Annotated in this window: 21 protein-coding genes; 3 read left to right on the top strand and 18 right to left on the bottom strand. The window is 47.9% G+C overall.

What is annotated here, in order from left to right:
* Nucleotides 1-24 precede the first annotated feature (24 nt).
* The 10 genes from flgK to flgB all read right to left on the bottom strand — a co-directional run bounded on the left by flgK (nt 25) and on the right by flgB (nt 9,278).
* Nucleotides 25-1,719: a flagellar hook-associated protein FlgK gene (gene flgK / locus Q3A88_RS16975; protein ID WP_039285795.1), complete on the bottom strand. Its 1,695-nt coding sequence runs from the start codon at nt 1,717-1,719 to the stop codon at nt 25-27.
* A 126-nt stretch (nt 1,720-1,845) separates the two neighbouring features.
* Entirely contained in the window at nt 1,846-2,808 is a 963-nt protein-coding gene (gene flgJ, locus Q3A88_RS16980; protein WP_110162297.1) for a flagellar assembly peptidoglycan hydrolase FlgJ, read from the bottom strand.
* Nucleotides 2,808-3,917, bottom strand: a complete 1,110-nt coding sequence (locus tag Q3A88_RS16985) for a flagellar basal body P-ring protein FlgI (protein WP_110162296.1) — start codon at nt 3,915-3,917, stop codon at nt 2,808-2,810. The genes flgJ and Q3A88_RS16985 overlap by 1 nt, the downstream gene beginning before the upstream one ends.
* Nucleotides 3,918-3,933: 16 nt before the next feature.
* Complete coding sequence (locus Q3A88_RS16990) at nt 3,934-4,647, bottom strand: flagellar basal body L-ring protein FlgH (RefSeq protein ID WP_110162295.1); 714 nt, start codon at nt 4,645-4,647, stop codon at nt 3,934-3,936.
* A 173-nt stretch (nt 4,648-4,820) separates the two neighbouring features.
* Nucleotides 4,821-5,603, bottom strand: coding sequence for a flagellar basal-body rod protein FlgG (gene flgG, locus Q3A88_RS16995; RefSeq protein WP_011093286.1), 783 nt, complete (start codon nt 5,601-5,603; stop codon nt 4,821-4,823).
* Between the two features lie 27 nt (nt 5,604-5,630).
* On the bottom strand, nt 5,631-6,386 hold the full coding sequence (locus Q3A88_RS17000) for a flagellar basal body rod protein FlgF (RefSeq protein ID WP_039285786.1): 756 nt from the start codon (nt 6,384-6,386) through the stop codon (nt 5,631-5,633).
* A 21-nt stretch (nt 6,387-6,407) separates the two neighbouring features.
* The gene (flgE, locus tag Q3A88_RS17005; RefSeq protein ID WP_110162294.1) at nt 6,408-7,664 is read right to left on the bottom strand and encodes a flagellar hook protein FlgE; all 1,257 of its coding nucleotides are present in this window, start codon (nt 7,662-7,664) and stop codon (nt 6,408-6,410) included.
* 74 nt (nt 7,665-7,738) lie between these two features.
* Nucleotides 7,739-8,413 carry a flagellar hook assembly protein FlgD gene (gene flgD / locus Q3A88_RS17010; RefSeq protein ID WP_110162293.1) on the bottom strand — a complete coding sequence of 225 codons (675 nt, stop codon included), beginning with the start codon at nt 8,411-8,413 and terminating at the stop codon, nt 7,739-7,741.
* Nucleotides 8,414-8,428: 15 nt separating this feature from the next.
* On the bottom strand, nt 8,429-8,833 hold the full coding sequence (gene flgC / locus Q3A88_RS17015) for a flagellar basal body rod protein FlgC (RefSeq protein ID WP_010279553.1): 405 nt from the start codon (nt 8,831-8,833) through the stop codon (nt 8,429-8,431).
* A 28-nt stretch (nt 8,834-8,861) separates the two neighbouring features.
* A complete protein-coding gene (gene flgB / locus Q3A88_RS17020; RefSeq protein ID WP_010279550.1) occupies nt 8,862-9,278 on the bottom strand; it encodes a flagellar basal body rod protein FlgB in 417 nt (138 codons plus the stop codon).
* A 165-nt stretch (nt 9,279-9,443) separates the two neighbouring features.
* Between flgB and flgA the strand changes: the two genes are divergently transcribed.
* From flgA to Q3A88_RS17035, 3 genes are all read left to right on the top strand, one after another.
* Nucleotides 9,444-10,112 (top strand): flagellar basal body P-ring formation chaperone FlgA, encoded by a 669-nt coding sequence (flgA, locus tag Q3A88_RS17025; protein WP_110162292.1) that lies wholly within the window; start codon nt 9,444-9,446, stop codon nt 10,110-10,112.
* 141 nt (nt 10,113-10,253) lie between these two features.
* Nucleotides 10,254-10,550, top strand: a complete 297-nt coding sequence (gene flgM / locus Q3A88_RS17030; RefSeq protein WP_010279542.1) for a flagellar biosynthesis anti-sigma factor FlgM — start codon at nt 10,254-10,256, stop codon at nt 10,548-10,550.
* Between the two features lie 5 nt (nt 10,551-10,555).
* Nucleotides 10,556-10,993 carry a flagella synthesis protein FlgN gene (locus tag Q3A88_RS17035; protein ID WP_039273429.1) on the top strand — a complete coding sequence of 146 codons (438 nt, stop codon included), beginning with the start codon at nt 10,556-10,558 and terminating at the stop codon, nt 10,991-10,993.
* Between the two features lie 55 nt (nt 10,994-11,048).
* On the opposite strand, the gene Q3A88_RS17040 is transcribed toward Q3A88_RS17035, so the two are convergent.
* The 8 genes from Q3A88_RS17040 to Q3A88_RS17075 all read right to left on the bottom strand — a co-directional run bounded on the left by Q3A88_RS17040 (nt 11,049) and on the right by Q3A88_RS17075 (nt 20,133).
* A complete protein-coding gene (locus Q3A88_RS17040) occupies nt 11,049-11,456 on the bottom strand; it encodes a flagellar protein FlhE (protein ID WP_233991153.1) in 408 nt (135 codons plus the stop codon).
* Between the two features lie 8 nt (nt 11,457-11,464).
* Nucleotides 11,465-13,549 (bottom strand): flagellar biosynthesis protein FlhA, encoded by a 2,085-nt coding sequence (flhA, locus tag Q3A88_RS17045; protein WP_110162290.1) that lies wholly within the window; start codon nt 13,547-13,549, stop codon nt 11,465-11,467.
* Nucleotides 13,542-14,693, bottom strand: a complete 1,152-nt coding sequence (gene flhB, locus Q3A88_RS17050) for a flagellar biosynthesis protein FlhB (protein WP_233991152.1) — start codon at nt 14,691-14,693, stop codon at nt 13,542-13,544. The genes flhA and flhB overlap by 8 nt, the downstream gene beginning before the upstream one ends.
* Before the next feature lie 244 nt (nt 14,694-14,937).
* Nucleotides 14,938-15,582: a protein phosphatase CheZ gene (gene cheZ / locus Q3A88_RS17055; protein ID WP_010279523.1), complete on the bottom strand. Its 645-nt coding sequence runs from the start codon at nt 15,580-15,582 to the stop codon at nt 14,938-14,940.
* A 9-nt stretch (nt 15,583-15,591) separates the two neighbouring features.
* Nucleotides 15,592-15,981 (bottom strand): chemotaxis response regulator CheY, encoded by a 390-nt coding sequence (gene cheY, locus Q3A88_RS17060; RefSeq protein WP_010279519.1) that lies wholly within the window; start codon nt 15,979-15,981, stop codon nt 15,592-15,594.
* A 38-nt stretch (nt 15,982-16,019) separates the two neighbouring features.
* Nucleotides 16,020-17,072 carry a chemotaxis response regulator protein-glutamate methylesterase gene (locus Q3A88_RS17065; protein WP_010279517.1) on the bottom strand — a complete coding sequence of 351 codons (1,053 nt, stop codon included), beginning with the start codon at nt 17,070-17,072 and terminating at the stop codon, nt 16,020-16,022.
* The gene (gene cheR, locus Q3A88_RS17070) at nt 17,072-17,944 is read right to left on the bottom strand and encodes a protein-glutamate O-methyltransferase CheR (RefSeq protein ID WP_014915918.1); all 873 of its coding nucleotides are present in this window, start codon (nt 17,942-17,944) and stop codon (nt 17,072-17,074) included. The genes Q3A88_RS17065 and cheR overlap by 1 nt, the downstream gene beginning before the upstream one ends.
* Before the next feature lie 512 nt (nt 17,945-18,456).
* On the bottom strand, nt 18,457-20,133 hold the full coding sequence (locus Q3A88_RS17075) for a methyl-accepting chemotaxis protein (protein WP_205605494.1): 1,677 nt from the start codon (nt 20,131-20,133) through the stop codon (nt 18,457-18,459).
* Nucleotides 20,134-20,237 lie beyond the last annotated feature (104 nt).

Below are 20,237 nucleotides of genomic sequence, written 5' to 3' on the forward strand. Positions count from 1 at the left end.
ACTCCTCTCAATCAAATGGTCAAACTAGTTACGAGCAGCTAAAAGTGCATCGAATATGGATTGTGCTGTTTTGATGACCTGAGCATTGGCCATATAATATTGCTGGTAACGCATCAGATCGCCGTATTCCTCATCCAGATTCACACCAGATACAGATTGCTGTTCTGCTGTTAGTTGCTTAACAACGTTCTGCTGCGATGTATTATTGATCTTCAGCGTACTGGTCTGGTTACCGATCATGCCCACCAAGCTCGCATATGCGCCAGAAGCACTCGCTTTACCACCGACAATTTTTTCATTTTGCAGCGCAAGTAATGCCTTCGCGTTGGTATTATCACCTACACCACCAAACACGGGATTACCGCTTCCATCCACCACCGGGTTGCCGGCAGAATCAAGCTTAACGGATGCCGCAGCAATCTTATTAGGGTCAGAAATAGCGACGGACATATCGGTAATGACATCATTAACTGGCTTAAGCAAGAAACTGTCGTTCGTTGCTGGCGTACCCGAGATAGTCATCTTGATACCATCAAAATTCAGGCTGTTATCAGAGGTATCCACCGTTGCCGTAAATTTTGAGTTGTCAGATAAACGGGTAACTTGCCAGCTAGCGCCGTCATATTTAACCGAATAATTGGTCGCTTGTACGTCTTTGGTATCAGTGTAAGACGGGGTCAACACGGCGTTACCCGCATTCTTGCTATCATCCAGAACAACAGCCTTACCAAACGAAAAGAAATCGCCGCCTTTGACCCCATCGTGGTCAAAACCTTTTTGGTGTTGGGCATTAAATGCATCAGCAAATGCTAATGCTAACTGCCCTAACTGATTACGCGCCTCATCTAGCGTCTCGGAACGGAAAGCGATCAAACCACCTAATGAACCGCCGGTTAATGAACTCTCATTCAACGTGACAACATCGTTTGTCCGGTCTTTATATCCGATGGTGAGGCGAGATGGGTCAATGCTGGAACTAATTGCAACTAATTGATTGCTCGTACCTGCCTGAACCAGATTAGTACCGTTCTTTAATGCAACGTTATAAACCGTCCCATCCTGAACGGTAACATCAACACCCACTAATTTATTGAGCTGATCGACAAGAAGATCTCGCTGATCGAGCAAATCGTTAGGCATCGTGCCACTATTTGCGCCCATTAGTTTCGTGATTTCGTTGTTTAACGAGGCGATCTGGTCGGTATACGTATTAATTTGGCCAACAGTACTTTGAATCTGTGTATTCAGCCCGCTGTCCATGTCACGCAGGTATTTATCCGTGACCTTGAATTGGTTTACCAGCCCTTCAGCTTTGCCCAGTACAGTTTGACGAGTCGACGAGTCGCCCGCATTACTGGTGAGGTTTTGCAGGTTAGAAAAGAACCCCTGAATCGTTGATGACAGGCTCGTTGTGCTGCTAGCCAACAGATTATCAATTTTGGAGATTTGCTCGTAGTAAGCAGAAACCGAGCTACTTGTCGTTTGCGCAGAACGCAGCTGGTTGGTGATGAATTCATTGTACTGACGATTAATGCTAACAACATTAACACCGTTACCAATATACCCAGCGGATGTGCTGCTGCTAGTTGCCTGCTCAAGAATCGCATTTTGCCGACTATAGCCAGTAACAGCCTGATTACTAATGTTGTTACTCACGGTACTCAGCGCAACCTGTGCACCTTTTAAGCCACTCATCGCTGTGTTAATTAAATTGGACATAGGGTGTTGTTCCTTTTACACAGGCTTTTTTCGCCCTGCGCGATTAACCAAATGCTGAAAGCAGCAAATACGCTACATAAGTTAATTACTATATCGGTCAGGAAGCGCAAATCTTGAATAAAAAAATCAAAATAGCCGACTCAAATCGTGAGTGTAGGCTTTCGCTACTTTCTCACCCGAACTCTTCATTTGCTGGATCATGCTAACCAGTTTTTGGGCATATTGTGGGTCCGTTGCATAACCCGCCTTTTGTAACGCATGAGCCGCTTGCTCAGCCGTTCCAGCGCTCATCACTGCAGAATAGCGTGGGTTATTGGTCAACAATTTCACATAGTCACCAATAGCCTCAATATAGGAATCGTACACCCTGAAGCTGGCTTTTACTTTTTTGGCCACGCCTTGCTCATACTCTGTCGTCGTTATCTCTGTTGTCGGCCCATTCCAGCTGCTGCCAGCTTTGATACCAAACAGATTATGACTTGGACGCCCGTCTTCGGTAGGGATCTCGCGTTGCCCCCAGCCAGATTCAAGCGCAGCCTGAGCGATAATCAGGTGATGAGGTATGCCGCTATGCTGGCTGGCAATCTGAGCAGGTAAGGAAATCTGAGACACAAAATTACTATTGGATAGCGGCAACGCTGAACCCGTAGCGGGCAATTTGGGCAGCGCTTTACGTACCATCTGCTCCACAGCTGCGGTTGGCATGCTTCTGAGCACATCACCATCAAATGTTAATGGAACAGACGGAACAGCGGCTTTAGCCGCCGTAGCCTCTGGGGATTGTCGGGTCAATTGCTCAACCATAACATCCGCGAGCCCAAGCCCCTTGCCTTTAGTTGAGATCTCTTGAGCAATTTGCTGGTCATACATTGAGGTATACAGACGCGTCTGATCGCTGTTGAAGAGCCCGTCCTGCGGAATCGCTGAACGCATGCTTTTCATCATCAATTGTACAAACACGCCTTCCATTTGTTGCGCAACCGCTCTAATGCCCTCTTTGCTTTGAGGATTGCCTGAAACTTCACGCTTCAACGTATTCAGGGATTGCGCATCATAGGCTGCGTTATTCAGCGTCTGCATATCACTCATCAGATAATTTCCAGTTTGGCACGCAAGCAACCTGCGCTTTGCATCGCCTGCAGAATAGACATCAGCTCCATCGGCGTCGCGCCCAAAGAATTCAGTGCACGCACGACGTTGTTGAGGTTGGCGCTGGAATTGACACGCTGTAAAGCACCACCCGCTTGCTGAACCGAAATCTCTGTCTGCGGTGTTACAACCGTCTGACCACCGCCAAATGGTGTATTAGGTTGGCTGACGTTGGCCTGCTGATTGATTGTCACAGAAAGGTTGCCCTGAGCGATAGCACAGCTATCCAGCGTGACATCGCGGTTCATCACGACAGATCCGGTACGGGAGTTGATGATAACCTTGGCGTCCTGGATACCAACATTAACGTCAATATTTTGGATATCGGCCAGAAAGCGAACCTGAGAACTGTTACCATGCGGGGCAAGGACCTGAATAGTCCGAGAATCCAACGGACTCGCGGTACCACCGAATCCAGAGCGATTGATTGCATCACTCACCTTCTGCGCCATCGAAAAATCGTCGTTCTTCAGTTGCAGCATGATGGTATTCGATGTGCCAAACGTGCTTGGCAACTCTCTCTCGATAACCGCACCATTACTGATTCGACCGCCGGCAAGCTGGTTAACTTGAACACTGCTTCCGCCAGCGGATGCACCAGCTCCGCCAACCAACACATTACCTTGAGCAAGGGCATAGACCTGATTATCGACCCCTTTCAATGGGGTCATTAACAGTGTCCCGCCGCGCAGACTCTTCGCGTTACCGAGTGAAGACACAACAATATCAATATTTTGGCCTGTTCTACCAAAAGGCGGAAGTTCCGCCGTGACCATAACCGCCGCCACATTCTTCAACTGCATGTTGGTTCCAGCAGGGACGGTAATCCCCAACTGGGAAAGCATGTTAGTTAAGCTTTGCGTCGTAAACGGCGTCTGCATGGTCTGGTCACCAGAACCATCGAGGCCAACGACTAAACCATAACCAATTAACGCATTACCGCGTACGCCCTGGATATTCACCAGATCGCGAATTCTCTCTGCTGACGCAGGGGCAATATTCAGCACCAGTAACGTCAGCAGTACAGTGAAAAATGATGCAATCCGCATGACAGGCCTCTTGAACTTAGAACGGGGAAACATTGAGGAAGAACCGCTGTAACCAGCCCATGTTTTGCGCTTCGTTAATATAGCCATTACCGACATATTCAATGCGCGCATCCGCAACCTGGGTTGATGGCACCGAGTTATTGCCACTAATGGTTCTCGGATTAACTACCCCAGAGAAACGGATAAACTCTGTTCCCTGATTAATTGCAATTTGTTTTTCGCCAACAACCTGCAGGTTGCCATTAGCCAGCACCTGACCCACAGTAACGGTAATTGTGCCGCTGAACGTATTGTTGGCGTTAGCACCACCTTTCCCCGTAAAGTCATTAGTACCTGTGGCATCCAATGCAGCACGGTTGTTCCCTAGAGGTCCTTCGAGATAACGTGGTGTCGTCGCGACACCAAACGTCGACGCCCCATTACGAGCAGCATTCGCTGATGAACTTTTACTGGCGCTGACGTTTTCCTGCAACACGATCGTCAATGTGTCACCAATATTACGTGGGCGACGATCCTCAAACATCGGCTGGTAGCCATAATTCATCGGCTGCACGGTTTGGAAGATAGAACCATTAGGACCCGCTAATACAGGCGATCCTGGCTGAGCAGTCGTAGGCCCAGTGACAACTTTATCATGCGGAATATAGGCGCAACCGTTAAGTGCTAGCATCGCGATCAATGCCAACAGACGGTGTCGGCGGAGTGGTTTGATAACCGACTTTGCATTCATTATCACTGCGGATATCGCCTTAAATTAATCTATTTCACATATTCACGGGGTAAATCAAAACCATACTAGCCCACTCATCGGGTGCTTATGGTCATCATTACCCCGTTAAACACTGTCTACATTGCTACTATCAGGAGCCAGAATATCCGCTCCTGAAATTAGCGGGTTACCCATTACAGTTGGGTCAATTTCTGCAACATTTGGTCAGAAGAAGAAATTGCTTTACTGTTGATTTCGTAAGCACGCTGAGTCTGAATCATCGATACCAATTCCTCTGCCACGTTGACGTTGGAGGTTTCGACATATTTCTGATACAGCAGACCTGCGCCATTCAAACCTGGGTTCGTTTCATTTGGTGCACCAGAACTCGCCGTTTCCAGGTACAGGTTCTCACCCATGCTTTCAAGGCCGCTATCGTTAATAAAGGTTGTCAGCGTCAACTGGCCAATCTGGTTTGTTGCCGCCTGTCCCTGCACTTTAACGCTGACAATACCGTCACGACCGATATTCAGTTCTGTCGCATTCGCCGGAACAGTAATAGCAGGCTGGACCTGATAACCGCTAGACGTCACTAACTGGCCGTTACCATCAAGTTGGAAGGCACCGTCACGCGTGTAAGCCGTTGTCCCATCAGGCAACTGGACCTGAAAGAATCCCTGACCTTTAATCGCAACGTCTTTAGAGTTGCCCGTTTCGGAAAAAGTCCCTTGAGTATGAATACGCTCTGTTGATACCGGACGAACACCCGTACCTAACTGCAAACCGGACGGTAGCATGGTTTGCTCTGAAGATTGAGCTCCGGGCTGACGAATCGTTTGATACATCAAGTCTTCAAATACCGCACGCTGACGCTTGAAACCATTGGTGCTGACGTTTGCCAAGTTATTGGAAATAACGTCCATATTGGTTTGCTGAGCATTCAAGCCGGTTTTTGCAATCCATAAAGAACGGATCATTTATTCACTCCTGTGCGCACTCGGCGCTTAACCCATTGCTAATATCTGATTAGCGCGTTGTGCATTATCGTCGACGCTGCTAATGATTTTCATCTGCATTTCAAAGCGACGAGCATTGGCAATCATATCGACCATTGTATCGACCGTGTTCACATTACTGCCTTCGATTACACCCGGCATAATACGCACGGTAGGATCGTTTTGCAGAACATTACCACGTTGTTGCTGAGCCTGTTGCGTCAAGCGGAACAATCCATCATCGGACCGTTCAACTTCTTGTCCGGTAGCCTTAACAAGCTTCAAACGCCCCAATTGGGCAATTGTATTCGGCGGGTCCCCAGCATTAAGCGCAGAAATCGTACCATCAGGAGAAATGCTGATCTGAGCCTGTGGCGGTACATCAATCGGCCCGCCGTCACCCATCACAACACGCCCCTGAATAGTCAACTGCCCATCAGCGTTGATCTCCATATTACCATTACGGGTGTACGCTTCACCGCCGTTAGCAGTTTGTACTGCCAGCCAACTCTCTTTTGGTAAAGCGACATCCATTGCACGGCCAGTATAATTCATCACGCCTTCAGTCATATCAGCGCCGGGCGTTGAAGCAACAACCAACGTTCGGGTGGGCAGTGTCAACCCATTTACCGGTACAGCACGCAGTGCGGAAAGCTGTGCCCGGAAACCCGGCGTTGAGGCGTTCGCCAAGTTGTTCGCAGTAATCGCCTGCTTTTCCAATGACTGACTCGCGCCACCCATTGCCGTATAAATCGCGTGATCCATGCAATGTCCCCGTTAGGATAATTAACGCAGGCTAACCAGCGTTTGCAGAATGGAATCCTGAGTTTTGATGGTTTGCGCATTCGACTGGTAGTTACGCTGCGCAACAATCATGTTGACCAGCTCTTTACTCAGGTCAACGTTTGAACTTTCGGTAGATTTGCCGATCAGTTTACCCAGACTTCCGGTACCTGCCAGACCAACAACAGCCTGACCAGAGCTCGCAGTTTCAGACCAGGCGTTATCCCCTTCAGGGGATAAACCTTCTGGGTTAGCAAAGCTAGCCAGCAGGATCTGACCCAGCGCCTGCTTCTGACCGTTGCTGTAGCTGCCTTCGATCGTGCCGTCGTCATTGATAGCAAAACCGGTCAGCGATCCCGGGCCGAAACCGTTCTGGGTTGGGCTCTTGTAACTATACTCCGTGTTTTGCTGCACACTGCCAGTGAAGTTGAGGCTGTATGTCCCCGTTGCTGCACCATTGGTGCCTACAAGGTTTATTGTGAATCCAGGAACTACTGTCGTAGTCGGCGTCGTTGCAGGAGGAACAGGAGGTGTTGTTACGGTCTGAGACAACAAAGCACCATTCGCCCCAAAATTCATCGTCCCCGCATTTTGATACGTGGCTGGAGTGATGGAGTCATCCTTAGCATATGTTTGCCACGTATTATCCGCTGTTTTAACAAAATACAGCGTGAAATTATGCACGTTACCCTGACTGTCATAGGTTGTTAGTGCGGTCTTACTATTATAAGTGCCTTCTGCGCCAGGATTGGTAGCCCAGACCGTTGTCGGAATAGCATCTGAAGATTTCAGGTTAGCTTTAATCGATGCAGTGGTCGTTGCGTTCGCCAGCATGTCCCCATCAGGAACAGTCAACGGAACCGGATCGGCACCCGTTTGTACGACTGGTGGTGTACCAGCAACCGGGTAACCTGTCAGTTGCATACCTTGTGCGTTGACGATATTACGACCGTTCAGCATAAACTGACCATTACGGCTGTAATAAGTCGAGCCATTGGTGTCTTGCAGACGGTAAAAACCACCGCCGCTAATCGCAATATCCAGGTCTCGTGAGGATGAAGTTACCGTACCGTTACCAAAATCCTGCAATACCGATGCAACCTTCACACCCATACCGACTTTAGAACCCGCAAACATATCCGCAAATGTGACGGTCCCGGATTTAAAACCCACTGTCGCCGAGTTAGCGATGTTATTACCGATAACATCCAGGTTATTAGATGCCGCGTTTAAACCACTGACCGCCTGAGAAAAACCCATGTCGCTCTCCAGAGAATTTATTAAGTCATATTCCAGATAGTGAATTTCACTGGAATAACATGAAATTTACACCGTTACAGAATCTGCCGGACATCGTCCATGGTGGCTCTGCCGCGTAGTCCTAAATCCAGTAATGCACCGTTATCGCCGCGAACGACACTATTGACAACCGCATAGCTCAATGGCTGAACAACTTGCTGTGCGCCGCCAGTACTGGCAGCAACAGTGAAGGTATAAGCCCCATCAGGCGCAACCGTGCCATCAGAAAGTTTACTATCCCAGTTGAATGAGTGAACACCGGCAGAAAGCGTGCCCAGTTCGATCGTACGAACAGCTTTACCTGTCGCATCATTAACGGTGACAGTAACAACCTCTGCTGCTTTTTCCAGTTCCAGGCCAAAGGGGGTACTGGTTTCTTTACCAACAAGAATATCTTTTCCAGGGATCATGACACTGTGACCAATCAGCGTTGTTGCCTGCATGGATTGGTTATTATTGATCTGACCAGAGATAGAACCCAATGTGGTATTCAACTTCTCAATACCGCTGACCGTATTAAGCTGAGCAAGTTGGCTGACCAACTGATCGTTGCTCATCGGGTTCGTCGGGTCCTGATTCTTCAACTGCGCAACCAGAAGGGTCAGAAACTGATTCTGTAGGTCAGCGCTGCTGTTCTTCTCTACCGCCGTTGTCGACGAAGTACTCTGTGTTCTCGTTGCCGAGGACGTATCATTAATTGTTACAGACACTATTTCGTCTCCCGATTATTGCCCGATCGTTAACGTCTTCAGCATCATCGATTTTGTCGTATTCAACACTTCGACGTTTGCCTGATAACTGCGCGATGCAGAAATGGTGTTTACCATCTCAGCCACTGGGTCAACATTCGGCATGCGAACGTATCCCTGCCCATCAGCCAGCGGATTGCCCGGTTCGTAAACCAGACGAGCAGGTGATGGATCTTCAATAACATTGGAAACGCGTACGCCACCTGTAGACTGCCCCGGAGCGGCATTCACTTCGAATACCACCTGTTTGGCGCGATAAGGCTCGCCATCAGGACCCGTCACGCTGTCTGCGTTAGCCAGGTTACTGGCGCTCACATTCAGACGCTGAGATTGCGCAGAAAGTGCTGAGCCTGAGATTTCGAATATATTTAATAACGACATGAATCTTTACCTTCCTATCGCGCTACGATCACGAACCTGACTGCAGGACTGACATCATGCCTTTAATCTGTCCACCCAGAACGGTCAGGCTGGATTGATATTTCAGGCTATTATCGGCAAAATTAGTGCGTTCGCGGTCCATATCGACCGTATTGCCATCCAACGCAGGCTGATCGGGTACGCGATAAAGCAAATCAAGTTCCGGCGGCTGAAAATTCTGTGCCGGTATATGCCGTACAGATGTGGTCTTAAGCGCGATACCCGTACCGTTCACCCGCCCTTGCTCCATCGTTTTACTGAGTTGGCTGGCAAAATCGATATCCCTGGCCTGATAGCCTGGCGTATCCGCATTAGCAATATTCGCGGCCAGAATTTCCTGCCGCTGGGCACGCAAGTTCAACGCTTCCTGCTGAAACCGCAACGAGGCGTCTAATTTATCAAGCATGCTCCCTCCGCAAGTTAGAATTTGGAGTGAGTAGGATAATTCTCATGATGGCTACGCCATCGAACGAATAGACACCAAATGCAGCGCTATTTATTGCCTTAACCTCACGCTGACATCGTTACACTTAATGCCCGATATAATCAGGATCAGGAGAGCCGAACAGGAATGAAAACAATACATTATTACTTCTATCTGGCGGCGTCCTGTTTTATCACCCTTTGTGCCCCTGCCAATGCGAACGACCTTCCCGCACAGATCAATCAATTTTTTGCCTCACGCTTTCAGGGAAGCACGAATACCGTAAACGTTGTGGTAAAATCGCCAGAATCGCAATGGCCACAGTGCGAAGTGCCGCAAATCACGCTACCTGGAAATACGAAAATGTGGGGCAATGTGAGCCTGTCCGTACGTTGCGGGCAACAGCGTCGTTTCATTCAAACCGAAGTTCAGGTAACGGGGAATTATGTCACCAGTGCACGACTGATAAATCGGGGAACCACGCTGACGGAAAAAGACATTCGTTTGACAAAAGGCAGGCTCGATTTATTACCGTTGCGCCCTATACTGACGTTACCAAGCGCGCAGGGCGCTGTCCTTTTGCGCGATCTCACACCTGGTCAGGTTATTACCGCGTCTATGATCAGGCGCGCCTGGGTCGTAAAGGCCGGTCAATCAGTGCAGATTATAGCCCAAGGGGAAGGCTTCACAATTAATGGTGAAGGAAAAGCCATGAACAACGCGGCAGCTGGGCAAGCGGTCAGAGTCAGAACGGCAAATGGACAAATAGTCAGCGGAATCACAAATGAAGATGGGATTATTCTGATCTCACAGTAATTAATTAAAGATTTGCTCATGTTTGCCGATGATAGTTACAGAGTCATTACTGATGACGTTTTAAAATTGAACACCAATGTGATGAGAATTCTGTAACACATTGATGATTAACCATTTATCCTCAAATCAGAGGGATGTATTATGAGTATTGATCGCACCCAGTCACTGAAGCCGGTCAGTCAAGTTCAGCAACGCGAATCTGGCGATGTCGCTAAAGCTAAACGTAAACAAGCTGAAGCGCAGTCTGAAGTTAGCGCAACTCAGGTAAAACTGAGCGACGCGCAGGCAAAATTGATGCAACCGGGTACGCAGGACATCGACATGAACCGCGTTGAAACCTTAAAGCAGGCAATTCGTGATGGCTCACTTAAAATTGATGCCGGAAAAATCGCAGATGCGCTGCTTAAAGAGACGCAGGATTTTTTAGCAGGTAATTAATAGTTATGGAAAATCTGCAAGCGATTTTAGATCAACTGCTGAGCAACCTACGTGAGCTCGACATTGTTATGTCCGAAGAGCAAACCCTGCTTTGCGCTGGCCATATTAATAGCATCGCGCTTCAACAGGTAACAGAGAAGAAAACGTCCTTGCTGGCGACGATGCAGCATTTGGAAACGCAGCGTCATGCAATTGAATCTGCTCTTAAGCTACAAGCACCTTATGACGGTATTGAAAAGCTGTCGGCTTATTGGCAGCAAGTGCAAGAGTTAACCAGACGTTTGAATGACCAGAATCAGCACAATGGTCTTCTGCTTAGCCGACATATTGCCTACACGAACGAAGCCATCAACATATTGAAGCCCCGCCATGGTCAGGGATTGTATGGCCCAGATGGTCAGTCAAAAGGTGTAACAGTTGGCGGTAGGAAAATTACATTCTAAAAGTCTCTGCATTTTGGGCAGAGACTTTTGTTTATCTAAGCAGCAACTTAGAAAACTACTTATAATTTACCGCAATATCGATCGTACGCACACTGAAAGTGTGATTAACACGGCCATTCCCTTCAATGTAGTAGACAAAACGAAACTCATTATTAGCCGCTAATCCGTCAAATGCTTGAGTTTGCCCGTCACCACTTCCGTCTAAGTCAACACAGCGCTGCGGCGATTGTGAACACAATTTCACAACAAGCCCTACTGGTATCGCTGAATCAATCACGTGGCGCCAATATATTGTCGTAATTTTTTCATCTGAATTAACGGCTATATTGGGAGCAAAAGCTGACGTCGTAACCATTTCACCACGATGATCAAGTTTTATTCCCGGCATACTTCCGTTCCAACTACCTGGCGTCGCGATGGCACAGAGCGGGAATACCAGCACGACTGCAGCCAGAGAATGCATCGTCTTCCTCACTTCTGAGCTTCCCCTATCACTGATGTCATGCGAATTTGGCGATGATCGCTGATTTCTAAATTAGAAAGTACGGCCATGTTTGGCAAACTACGGTGCAGGAATCGGGCAAGTAAAGCGCGCAAAGCATGGTTCACAAGCAGAACCGGCGGAGCACCCAACATTTCCTGCCGCTGTAACGCTTGTTTCGCCTGTTCAAGCAGACGATCGGCAAGACCCGGCTCGAGGCCACCGCCTCCTTGAAGCGCCTGTAGCAGAAGGCGTTCCAATGAACCTTCCAAACCGATAACCTGAAGTTCACTGTCTCCTGGGAACCACTGCTGGGTAATCGCGCGTCCCAGAGCAACCCTAACCACTGTAGTGAGTTCATAAGGATCTGGTTGCACCGGCGCATGTTCGGCCAATGTCTCCATGATGGTACGCATATCCCTAATCGAAACCCTCTCGCTAAGCAAATTCTGCAAGACCTTATGCAAGGTCGTTAACGTCACTACGCCCGGAATGAAATCTTCTGTCAGTTTTGGCATTTCCTGCGCAACGCGATCCATCAGTTGCTGAGCTTCCTGCCGTCCAAACAGTTCACTGGCATGCAATGCAATTAAATGGTTCAGGTGCGTTGCAACTACGGTACTTGCCTCTACGACAGTGAACCCTTGAGCTTGAGCTTGATCTTTGAGGGCATTATCAATCCAGACCGCTGGTAGCCCAAATGCCGGATCCTGCGTGATATCTCCAGACAAAGAGCCAACCGCATTGCCCGGGTTGATCGCCATCCAACGACCAGGATGAGCCTCACCGCTACCCACCTCAACACCTTTCATCAATATGCGATAGCTGGCAGGCTGAAGTTCCAGATTATCCCGTATATGAACCACTGGCGGTAAGTATCCCATTTCCTGGGCAAACTTCTTCCTGATACTACGAATCCTGCCCAGTAGCTCGCCATCTTGCTGCGCATCAACCATTGGGATTAATCGATAGCCAACTTCCATACCCAACGGATCTTCAAGCTGTACGTCAGACCAGCTGGCTTCAATAACCTGATGCTTCTCCATTGATGCTGGTATAGGTTGCATCACGGGTTCTTTCTGCTGTTCTCCACGCATCCACCAGGCAAGTCCTAACAAAGATGCTGTAAATAGCAGAAAGACAAAGTTGGGCATTCCTGGAACCAGACCAATAAGTCCAATAACCGCCGCACTCAGCACCATCACTCGTGGGTTATTGAATAGCTGGGTGACCATCTGCTGGCCAACGTCCTGATCGGTACTCACGCGGGTAACAATGACACCCGCGGCGGTAGAAATAATCAGAGCTGGAATCTGGGCAACCAGTCCATCACCGATAGTAAGCAGCGTATAGCTTTCTGCGGCCTGCCCCACTGGCATGCCGTGCTGCGCAACACCAACGATCAATCCACCAATGACGTTGATGACCATGATAATCAATCCAGCGACAGCGTCACCGCGTACGAATTTACTGGCACCGTCCATCGAGCCATAAAAATCTGACTCCTGAGTGACTTCAGCACGGCGCTTTTTCGCTTCTTCTTCACCAATGATCCCGGCATTAAGATCGGCATCGATCGCCATCTGTTTGCCTGGCATCCCATCCAAGACAAAGCGGGCACCGACTTCAGCAATACGTCCGGCACCTTTGGTGATAACCATGAAGTTGATTAAAACAAGGATGATAAAGACTACGATACCAATGGCAAAATTTCCGCCTACCAGAAAGTGACCAAATGCCTCAACCACTTTACCTGCGGCGGCCGTCCCTGTATGTCCTTCCAGCAAAATGATACGGGTAGAAGCAACGTTGAGCGAAAGACGCAATAATGTAGAAAACAGCAAAATAGTAGGGAACGCAGCAAACTCCAGCGTCCGTTGCGTAAACATTGCAACCAGCAATACCATGATGGACAGTGCAATGTTAAAGGTAAATAACAGATCCAGAATGAATGGCGGCAGCGGCAATACCATCATGGAGAGTATCAGCAGGATCAGTATTGGTCCGGCTAATATTTGCCATTGGGCACCTTTCATATTACTCGGTAAACGAAGTAAAGAGGCCAAATTAGCCATCAGTAGTATTCTCTTTAGCAAAATCCAGTGCATCCGGCACTGGTAGATGTTTCGGTTTTCTAGGAATTAATCCACCTTCCCGCCTCCAGCGTTTCAGTTGATAAACCCAGGCTAAGACTTCTGCAACGGCTGCATATAGCGCAGCTGGAATATGCTGTCCGACCTCTGAATGGCGAAATAGCGCTCGCGCCAACGGAGGGGCTTCTAAAATAGGAACGCGATGCTCGGCCCCTAACTCACGAATACGCAACGCGATCTCACCAGCCCCTTTAGCCAGCACTCTCGGCGCATTCATTTTTTTCTCATCATAACGTAATGCTACCGCATAATGCGTCGGGTTAGTGACTATCACATCAGCCTTAGGCACATCAGCCATCATTCTACGCTGAGCAATGGCTCTCTGCTGCTGACGAATGCGGCCTTTAACATGCGGGTCGCCTTCGTTCTGTTTATGCTCATCACGAATTTCCTGCTTGCTCATTCGTAACTTTTTGATGTGGCTCCAAACTTGCCAAAACACATCAAAAGCGACCATAGGAATGAGCCCCATGATGATAAGGAAACCACACATCACGGCCAATTCCAGCGCATCACCCATCGCCGCAATCGGCGATTCGGATACCAGATGCAATATCTTCGGCCAGTTATGAATCAAGAAAAAGGTACTAATGATTCCGACCATGACTGATTTCAATATTGCCTTGAAGAGCTCAGCCAGTGATTGAGCGGAAAACAACCGCTTCAGCCCAGAAATAGGATCTAATTTTTTGAAATCAACCTTTAATGATTTGGTACTAAATAATATCCCACCAAGCAGCAAAGGCGCAGACAGCGCAACCAACACAGCCCCTAGCATAATGGGTATCAACGCCGATACCGCCTGACGCAGTAATGAACCAACATGCCGTAGCATTTGAGTGTCATCACCAATCGTTGCGTAATCAAAATTTAACGACTGTGAGACAATTCTGGCCAATCGGCCAGCCATGGCTTCGCCTCCCATCCACAAAATAGCCAGACCTGCGACCATCATCAGAACAGAAGTCAGCTCTCGCGATCGCGGGATCTGCCCTTCTTCACGCGCCTTTTCCTCTTTTTGGGGAGTGGGGGCTTCTGTTTTTTCTAGATCGCTATCTTCAGCCACTATGGCGTTCCTGTTACGACTTTCGGGATAGGAATTTGCTGCCTAGCATGACAAATACGAGAAAGTTTTATGGCTGGAACAACGAGAAAAACCAACGCTTCTTTAACGCATAGTAAGAATTAAGAGGAAGGGAAAAGCGAATTTAGCTATTTATGGCCATAAACACTGGCCATAAATAACAGAGTGATGGTGTTCGTCATCTTTTCAAGAAAGGGAGTGACTTCCTTTCTTGAAGAAAGATTCATTAGAACCCAAGACTATCCAGAAGGTCATCAACCTGATCCTGATTGGCAACAATGCCTGCGGCACCTTTATCCAACTGAGGTCCATTAAGCAGACCATCATTTGCACGCTTAGGTGCATCTGGTTTTTCTGGAATATTTTCCAGCAACACCATCAGCAGTTGTTTTTCAATCTCCTGGACAACATCCATCATACGCTTGATTACCTGACCAGTAAGGTCCTGGAAATCCTGCGCCATCATAATTTCCAACAACTGAGCATTGGTAAACGAGGTATGTTGTGGTACATCCTCAAGATAGCTACGCGTATCCGTCACTAATTCACGCGCATCTGCCAGTTCAATTGGATTTTCAAACCATTCATCCCAACGGGTTTTCAGGGATTTGGCATCCGCTTCTAGTTGGTTTTGACGTGGTTGTGCAGCCTCTACGCAGTTCAGAGCACGCTCTGCCGCTTGCGCAGTCATCTGAACAACATAGTCAAGACGATCGCGGGCATCAGGAATAGCCTCTGCTGCTTCTGCTATCGCATTATCCAGACCCAGCTCTTTCAAACTGTCGCGCAGCATACGAGTCAATTGGCCGATACGCGAAATGATCTCGGTTGCTGAAGCTGTGTCGTTCACGGACGGCATATGTGGCGTCATAAGATCCCCTTACATACCCAGTTTTTCGAAAATCTTACTCAGTTTTTCTTCAAGGGTAGCTGCAGTAAATGGTTTAACTACATAGCCGCTAGCACCCGCTTGTGCCGCAGCGATAATGTTCTCTTTCTTCGCTTCTGCCGTTACCATCAGCACGGGAAGGCTGGAAAGCGCGCCGTCAGCACGAATAGTCTGTAATAACTCCAGTCCATCCATATTGGGCATATTCCAGTCAGAAATGACGAAATCAAAAGCACCGGCGCGCAGCTTGTTCAGTGCATCTGCGCCGTCTTCTGCCTCTTCTACGTTATTAAAGCCCAGTTCCTTCAGCAGGTTACGGACAATTCGGCGCATCGTCGAAAAATCATCCACTACCAGAAATCTGAGTTCTTTATCGGCCATACCTACTCCTAAAATATTTATTGCTCACCGAGAGCTGCTTATATACGTAATGCCTGTCCGGCAGAGATTTGTGCCAACATACGCTGGCTCACCTGGTGCAAATCCACCACTTCATCGACGCCACCCATCGCAATCGCTTCACGTGGCATCCCGAAAACCACACAACTTGCTTCATTTTGGGCCAGAGTATAAGCACCAGCCTGATGGAGTTCCAGCATGCCGGCAGCCCCATCATTCCCCATCCCAGTAAGGATTACCCCTACAGCATTTCGCCCGGCGTATTGCGCAACCGAACGGAATAACACATCGACTGATGGACGATGCCGATTGACAGGAGGCCCATCATTTAAACGTACTTGATAGTTTGCCCCACTACGAGCCAATTCAAGATGGCGTGCACCTGGTGCAATGTATGCATGGCCAGGAAGCACACGTTCCCCATCTTCTGCTTCTTTCACCGTAATCTGACATAACTTGTTCAAACGCTCGGCGAAAGACTTCGTAAAGCCAGGTGGCATATGCTGTGTGATCAGTAATGCAGGGCTTGTCGGCGGCAGGGGCTGTAATACATGCCGTATCGCTTCCGTTCCCCCCGTTGACGCACCAATCGCAATCAATTTCTCACTACTAAGCAGGGGCGTATGCTGAATAATTTTTGTCGGTTCTGCCCCAGTGCTACGTTGCGGCAGACGCGCCTTCGCGGCCATACGAATTTTTTCCGCAATCAGTTCGCTGTATGCCAGCATCCCTTCACGGATACCTAACTGAGGCTTGGTGACAAAATCAATCGCACCAAGCTCCAGCGCACGCAGCGTAATTTCTGAGCCTTTTCCCGTCAGGGACGACACCATGACAACAGGCATCGGACGCAAGCGCATAAGCTTCTCAAGAAAATCCAACCCATCCATACGAGGCATTTCAACATCCAGTGTTAATACCTGGGGATTGAATTTTTTAATCAAATCACGAGCAACTAATGGATCTGGCGCAGTTGCGACAACTTCCATATCAGAATGGCTATTAATTATTTCAGTCATGATCTGACGCATTAGGGCAGAATCATCAACACATAATACTCTTATCTTGCTCATTATCTTTCCTTAGCCAGCCCATATACAGTTTGCCCACGCAAATAGAACTCACGACTGATCTGGCTGAAATTCTCTGAATGCCCGGCAAATAACAACCCTCCCGGCTTAAGCATCGGGACGAATCGACGGAGAATACGCTCTTGAGTTTCTTTATCGAAATAAATCATTACATTACGACAAAAAATAGCATCAAATGGCGCGGGAACGGACCAATCAGGTGCGAGCAGATTTAATTGTTGGAAATGCACCATTGACGCAAGCTCAGGGCGAACACGAACCAAACCACTATGTGGCCCAGTACCGCGTAAAAAAAACCGCTGTAGTTGCTGTGGAGAAAGAGAGCGCAACTCTTCCTGACGATAGATACCAGCCGTCGCCTTTTCTAATACCTGAGTATCAATATCGCTGGCCCATACCTGACATCCGCTCGCTTTATTACCTAAGACTTCTGCAAGTGTCATAGCTAACGAATAAGGCTCTTCCCCTGTAGAGGCAGCCGTACTCCAGATGGTGTAGCCATTTGGACGTTTCCTGGCATGCTCAGCCAATATGGGAAAGTGGTGAGCTTCACGGAAAAACGCTGTCAGGTTAGTGGTTAACGCATTAACAAAGGCTTGCCATTCTGCGCTGTTAGGATCTGACTCTAACAATGCTAAGTACTGACCGAAATCATTGATTCCAAGCAAACGGAGACGTCTAACCAAACGGTTATAAACCATTTCACGTTTGTGATCGGCCAGAACAATGCCGGCACGCTGATATATTAGTTGACTGATCCGTCGGAAATGAGTGTCCGACAACGGCAATCTGTCAACCATCTGCGTCAGAATAGAGGCAGATTCAGGACGATTTTGTGACGGTGTACTTTTCATATCAAACCGCTCGAATAGTGTTTTTTGCTATGGTTTTTTTCAATCTGAACTTTCCTTTACAGCTAACGCAGGTTTTTATTGTCATTCGTCAGTTACTCATCGCATTACGATTAAAACTGACACTGTATTGGTAATACACCCCGCAAGTTCTGCAAACTGAACAGGTCAGCGTGTTCGTTCTACCAAAGCCACATGCCGTCGGGTGGCGTTGTCCCTCTCATCACAGCGGTGCTACCTGCTTTATTATTTGGCGTTAATACCAAAATCAGCCTCACCCCATCATACCCATAACATAAGTTACAGATTGAACAATATCATGAATTACGCTGCTTCAAAGCACCAAGTGCTGTATTACTCACCAGCCTCAAGTGTGCACTGATCAATTACTCGCATGTTCATTTTTCTAAATTATGGCGAGTCAACAATCACCCAGCAGCCTACATATCAGCAGCTGGGGATTAGCTCAGTGTCCCTACAGCTTGGGTTATTTATAGCCTATATGACGATTCTGATCAGAACGTTTCCCAATTATCATTTGATGAACCTTCTTTTGCTTTCTTACCGCTATTCGCTGATGAAGCTAACAATGCAGGTTTTTGGCCCGCTGTCGTCCTTCTAAACGACCCCGCATCTTCAGAGAGGCGGAATACGGCAACAGCCTGATTCAGCACTTTAACTTGTTCTTCCAATGCAACAGCCGCAGCGGCAGACTCTTCAACCAAGGAGGCATTTTGCTGCGTAACCCGATCCATCTCAGTTACAGCCTGACCGACCTGATCAATACCTTTGCTTTGTTCATCAGAAGCCGAGGCGATTTCACCCATAATATCCGTTACACGAGTGACAGCACTGACGATTTCTCCCATCGTCTCACCCGCACTTTCAACCAGTACAGAACCTTCATCGACTCGGCTGACAGAATCTTCAATCAAACTCTTAATTTCTTTCGCAGCCTGAGCACTACGCTGTGCCAAATTACGAACTTCACCCGCAACAACCGCAAACCCACGGCCTTGTTCTCCTGCTCTGGCTGCTTCAACCGCCGCGTTCAGCGCAAGAATGTTGGTCTGGAAAGCAATACCATCAATCACACTAGTAATATCGGCAATTTTTTGCGAACTTCCAGCAATATTGTGCATGGTTTTGACGACATTATCGACGACCTTGCCACCCTTCTGCGCCGTCTCTGAGGCACTCAGCGCCAACTGGCTGGCCTGACGAGCATTTTCCGCATTCTGTTTAACTGTTGCGGTCAACTGTTCCATGCTTGCTGCCGTTTCTTCTAATGAAGCAGCCTGTTGCTCGGTACGCGATGAAAGATCGTTATTACCCGCACTAATTTCTGTAGCACCAGTATAAATGGCATCAGCACCTTGTCGAACCGCACTAACCGTTGAAACAAACTCACTTTGCATATGGCGAATACTGTCAGCCAGAATGCCCATTTCATTGCTGCTGTGAAAGTGAGTCGTTTTTGTCAGATCGCCTTTCGCAATATGACGAATATGTTCAACAATATTATTTAGCGGCCTTATTAATAGCTGTTGAATACCAACCCAGGAAATCAGCGCTAGCGCAAAAACCAACACGATAATGAAGCCAAGGATCCAGAGCGCCGAGTCGTAAGCTGCATCATTTTTAGCTATACCAGCCTGATAAAGTTTATCGCTTTCAGCTTTATAGGCGTAATACGCTTTTTCAAAGTTGTCTTGAAAACTTTGTGTTGGTTGCTCAACGAACTTCTTAAATTCCCCTGCATTCAAAAACTGAATTAATTCAGTTAATGCACCATTCAGAGCCACGTAATTCTCTTTTACGCCCCGAGTAACACTTTCATCCTGACGCGCATCCTGCGGTACTTTTTCATAGCGAGAGAAAAAATCGTTTGCGACAGAGAGTTGCCGTTGAGCAGAGACCAGAAGCTCTTTACCGCCAGCACCCGCCCCCGTACCGCTTGCATCGAGTGCAAAACGCGTCCCCGCTCGGTTAAGCGTATTACGAGTCTGTAATAAATATGACCATGCTGAATCCAGCTCGGAACGCTTTTGGTTAATAACCTGCGTTGAACTGAAGATATCCTTATCATTTTTTAATGCACTAAAGAATAAACCACCAGAAATAAGCTGAAGTGCTCCAAACAGCACCAGTACAAGCATCAGACCTGTAACAACTTTGATACGGTTAAACATATAACGCCTTTTGAGTAGACCAAACACCAATGATATCGGCATTATTCTGGATATCTTTACGAATTTCTGAACTGACAAGAATATGACTAAGGAAGGTTTTCGGG

Origin of the sequence: Pectobacterium sp. HCp5_1, assembly GCF_032905925.1 — a bacterium.
GTDB classification, from domain to species: Bacteria; Pseudomonadota; Gammaproteobacteria; order Enterobacterales; family Enterobacteriaceae; genus Pectobacterium; species Pectobacterium brasiliense_A.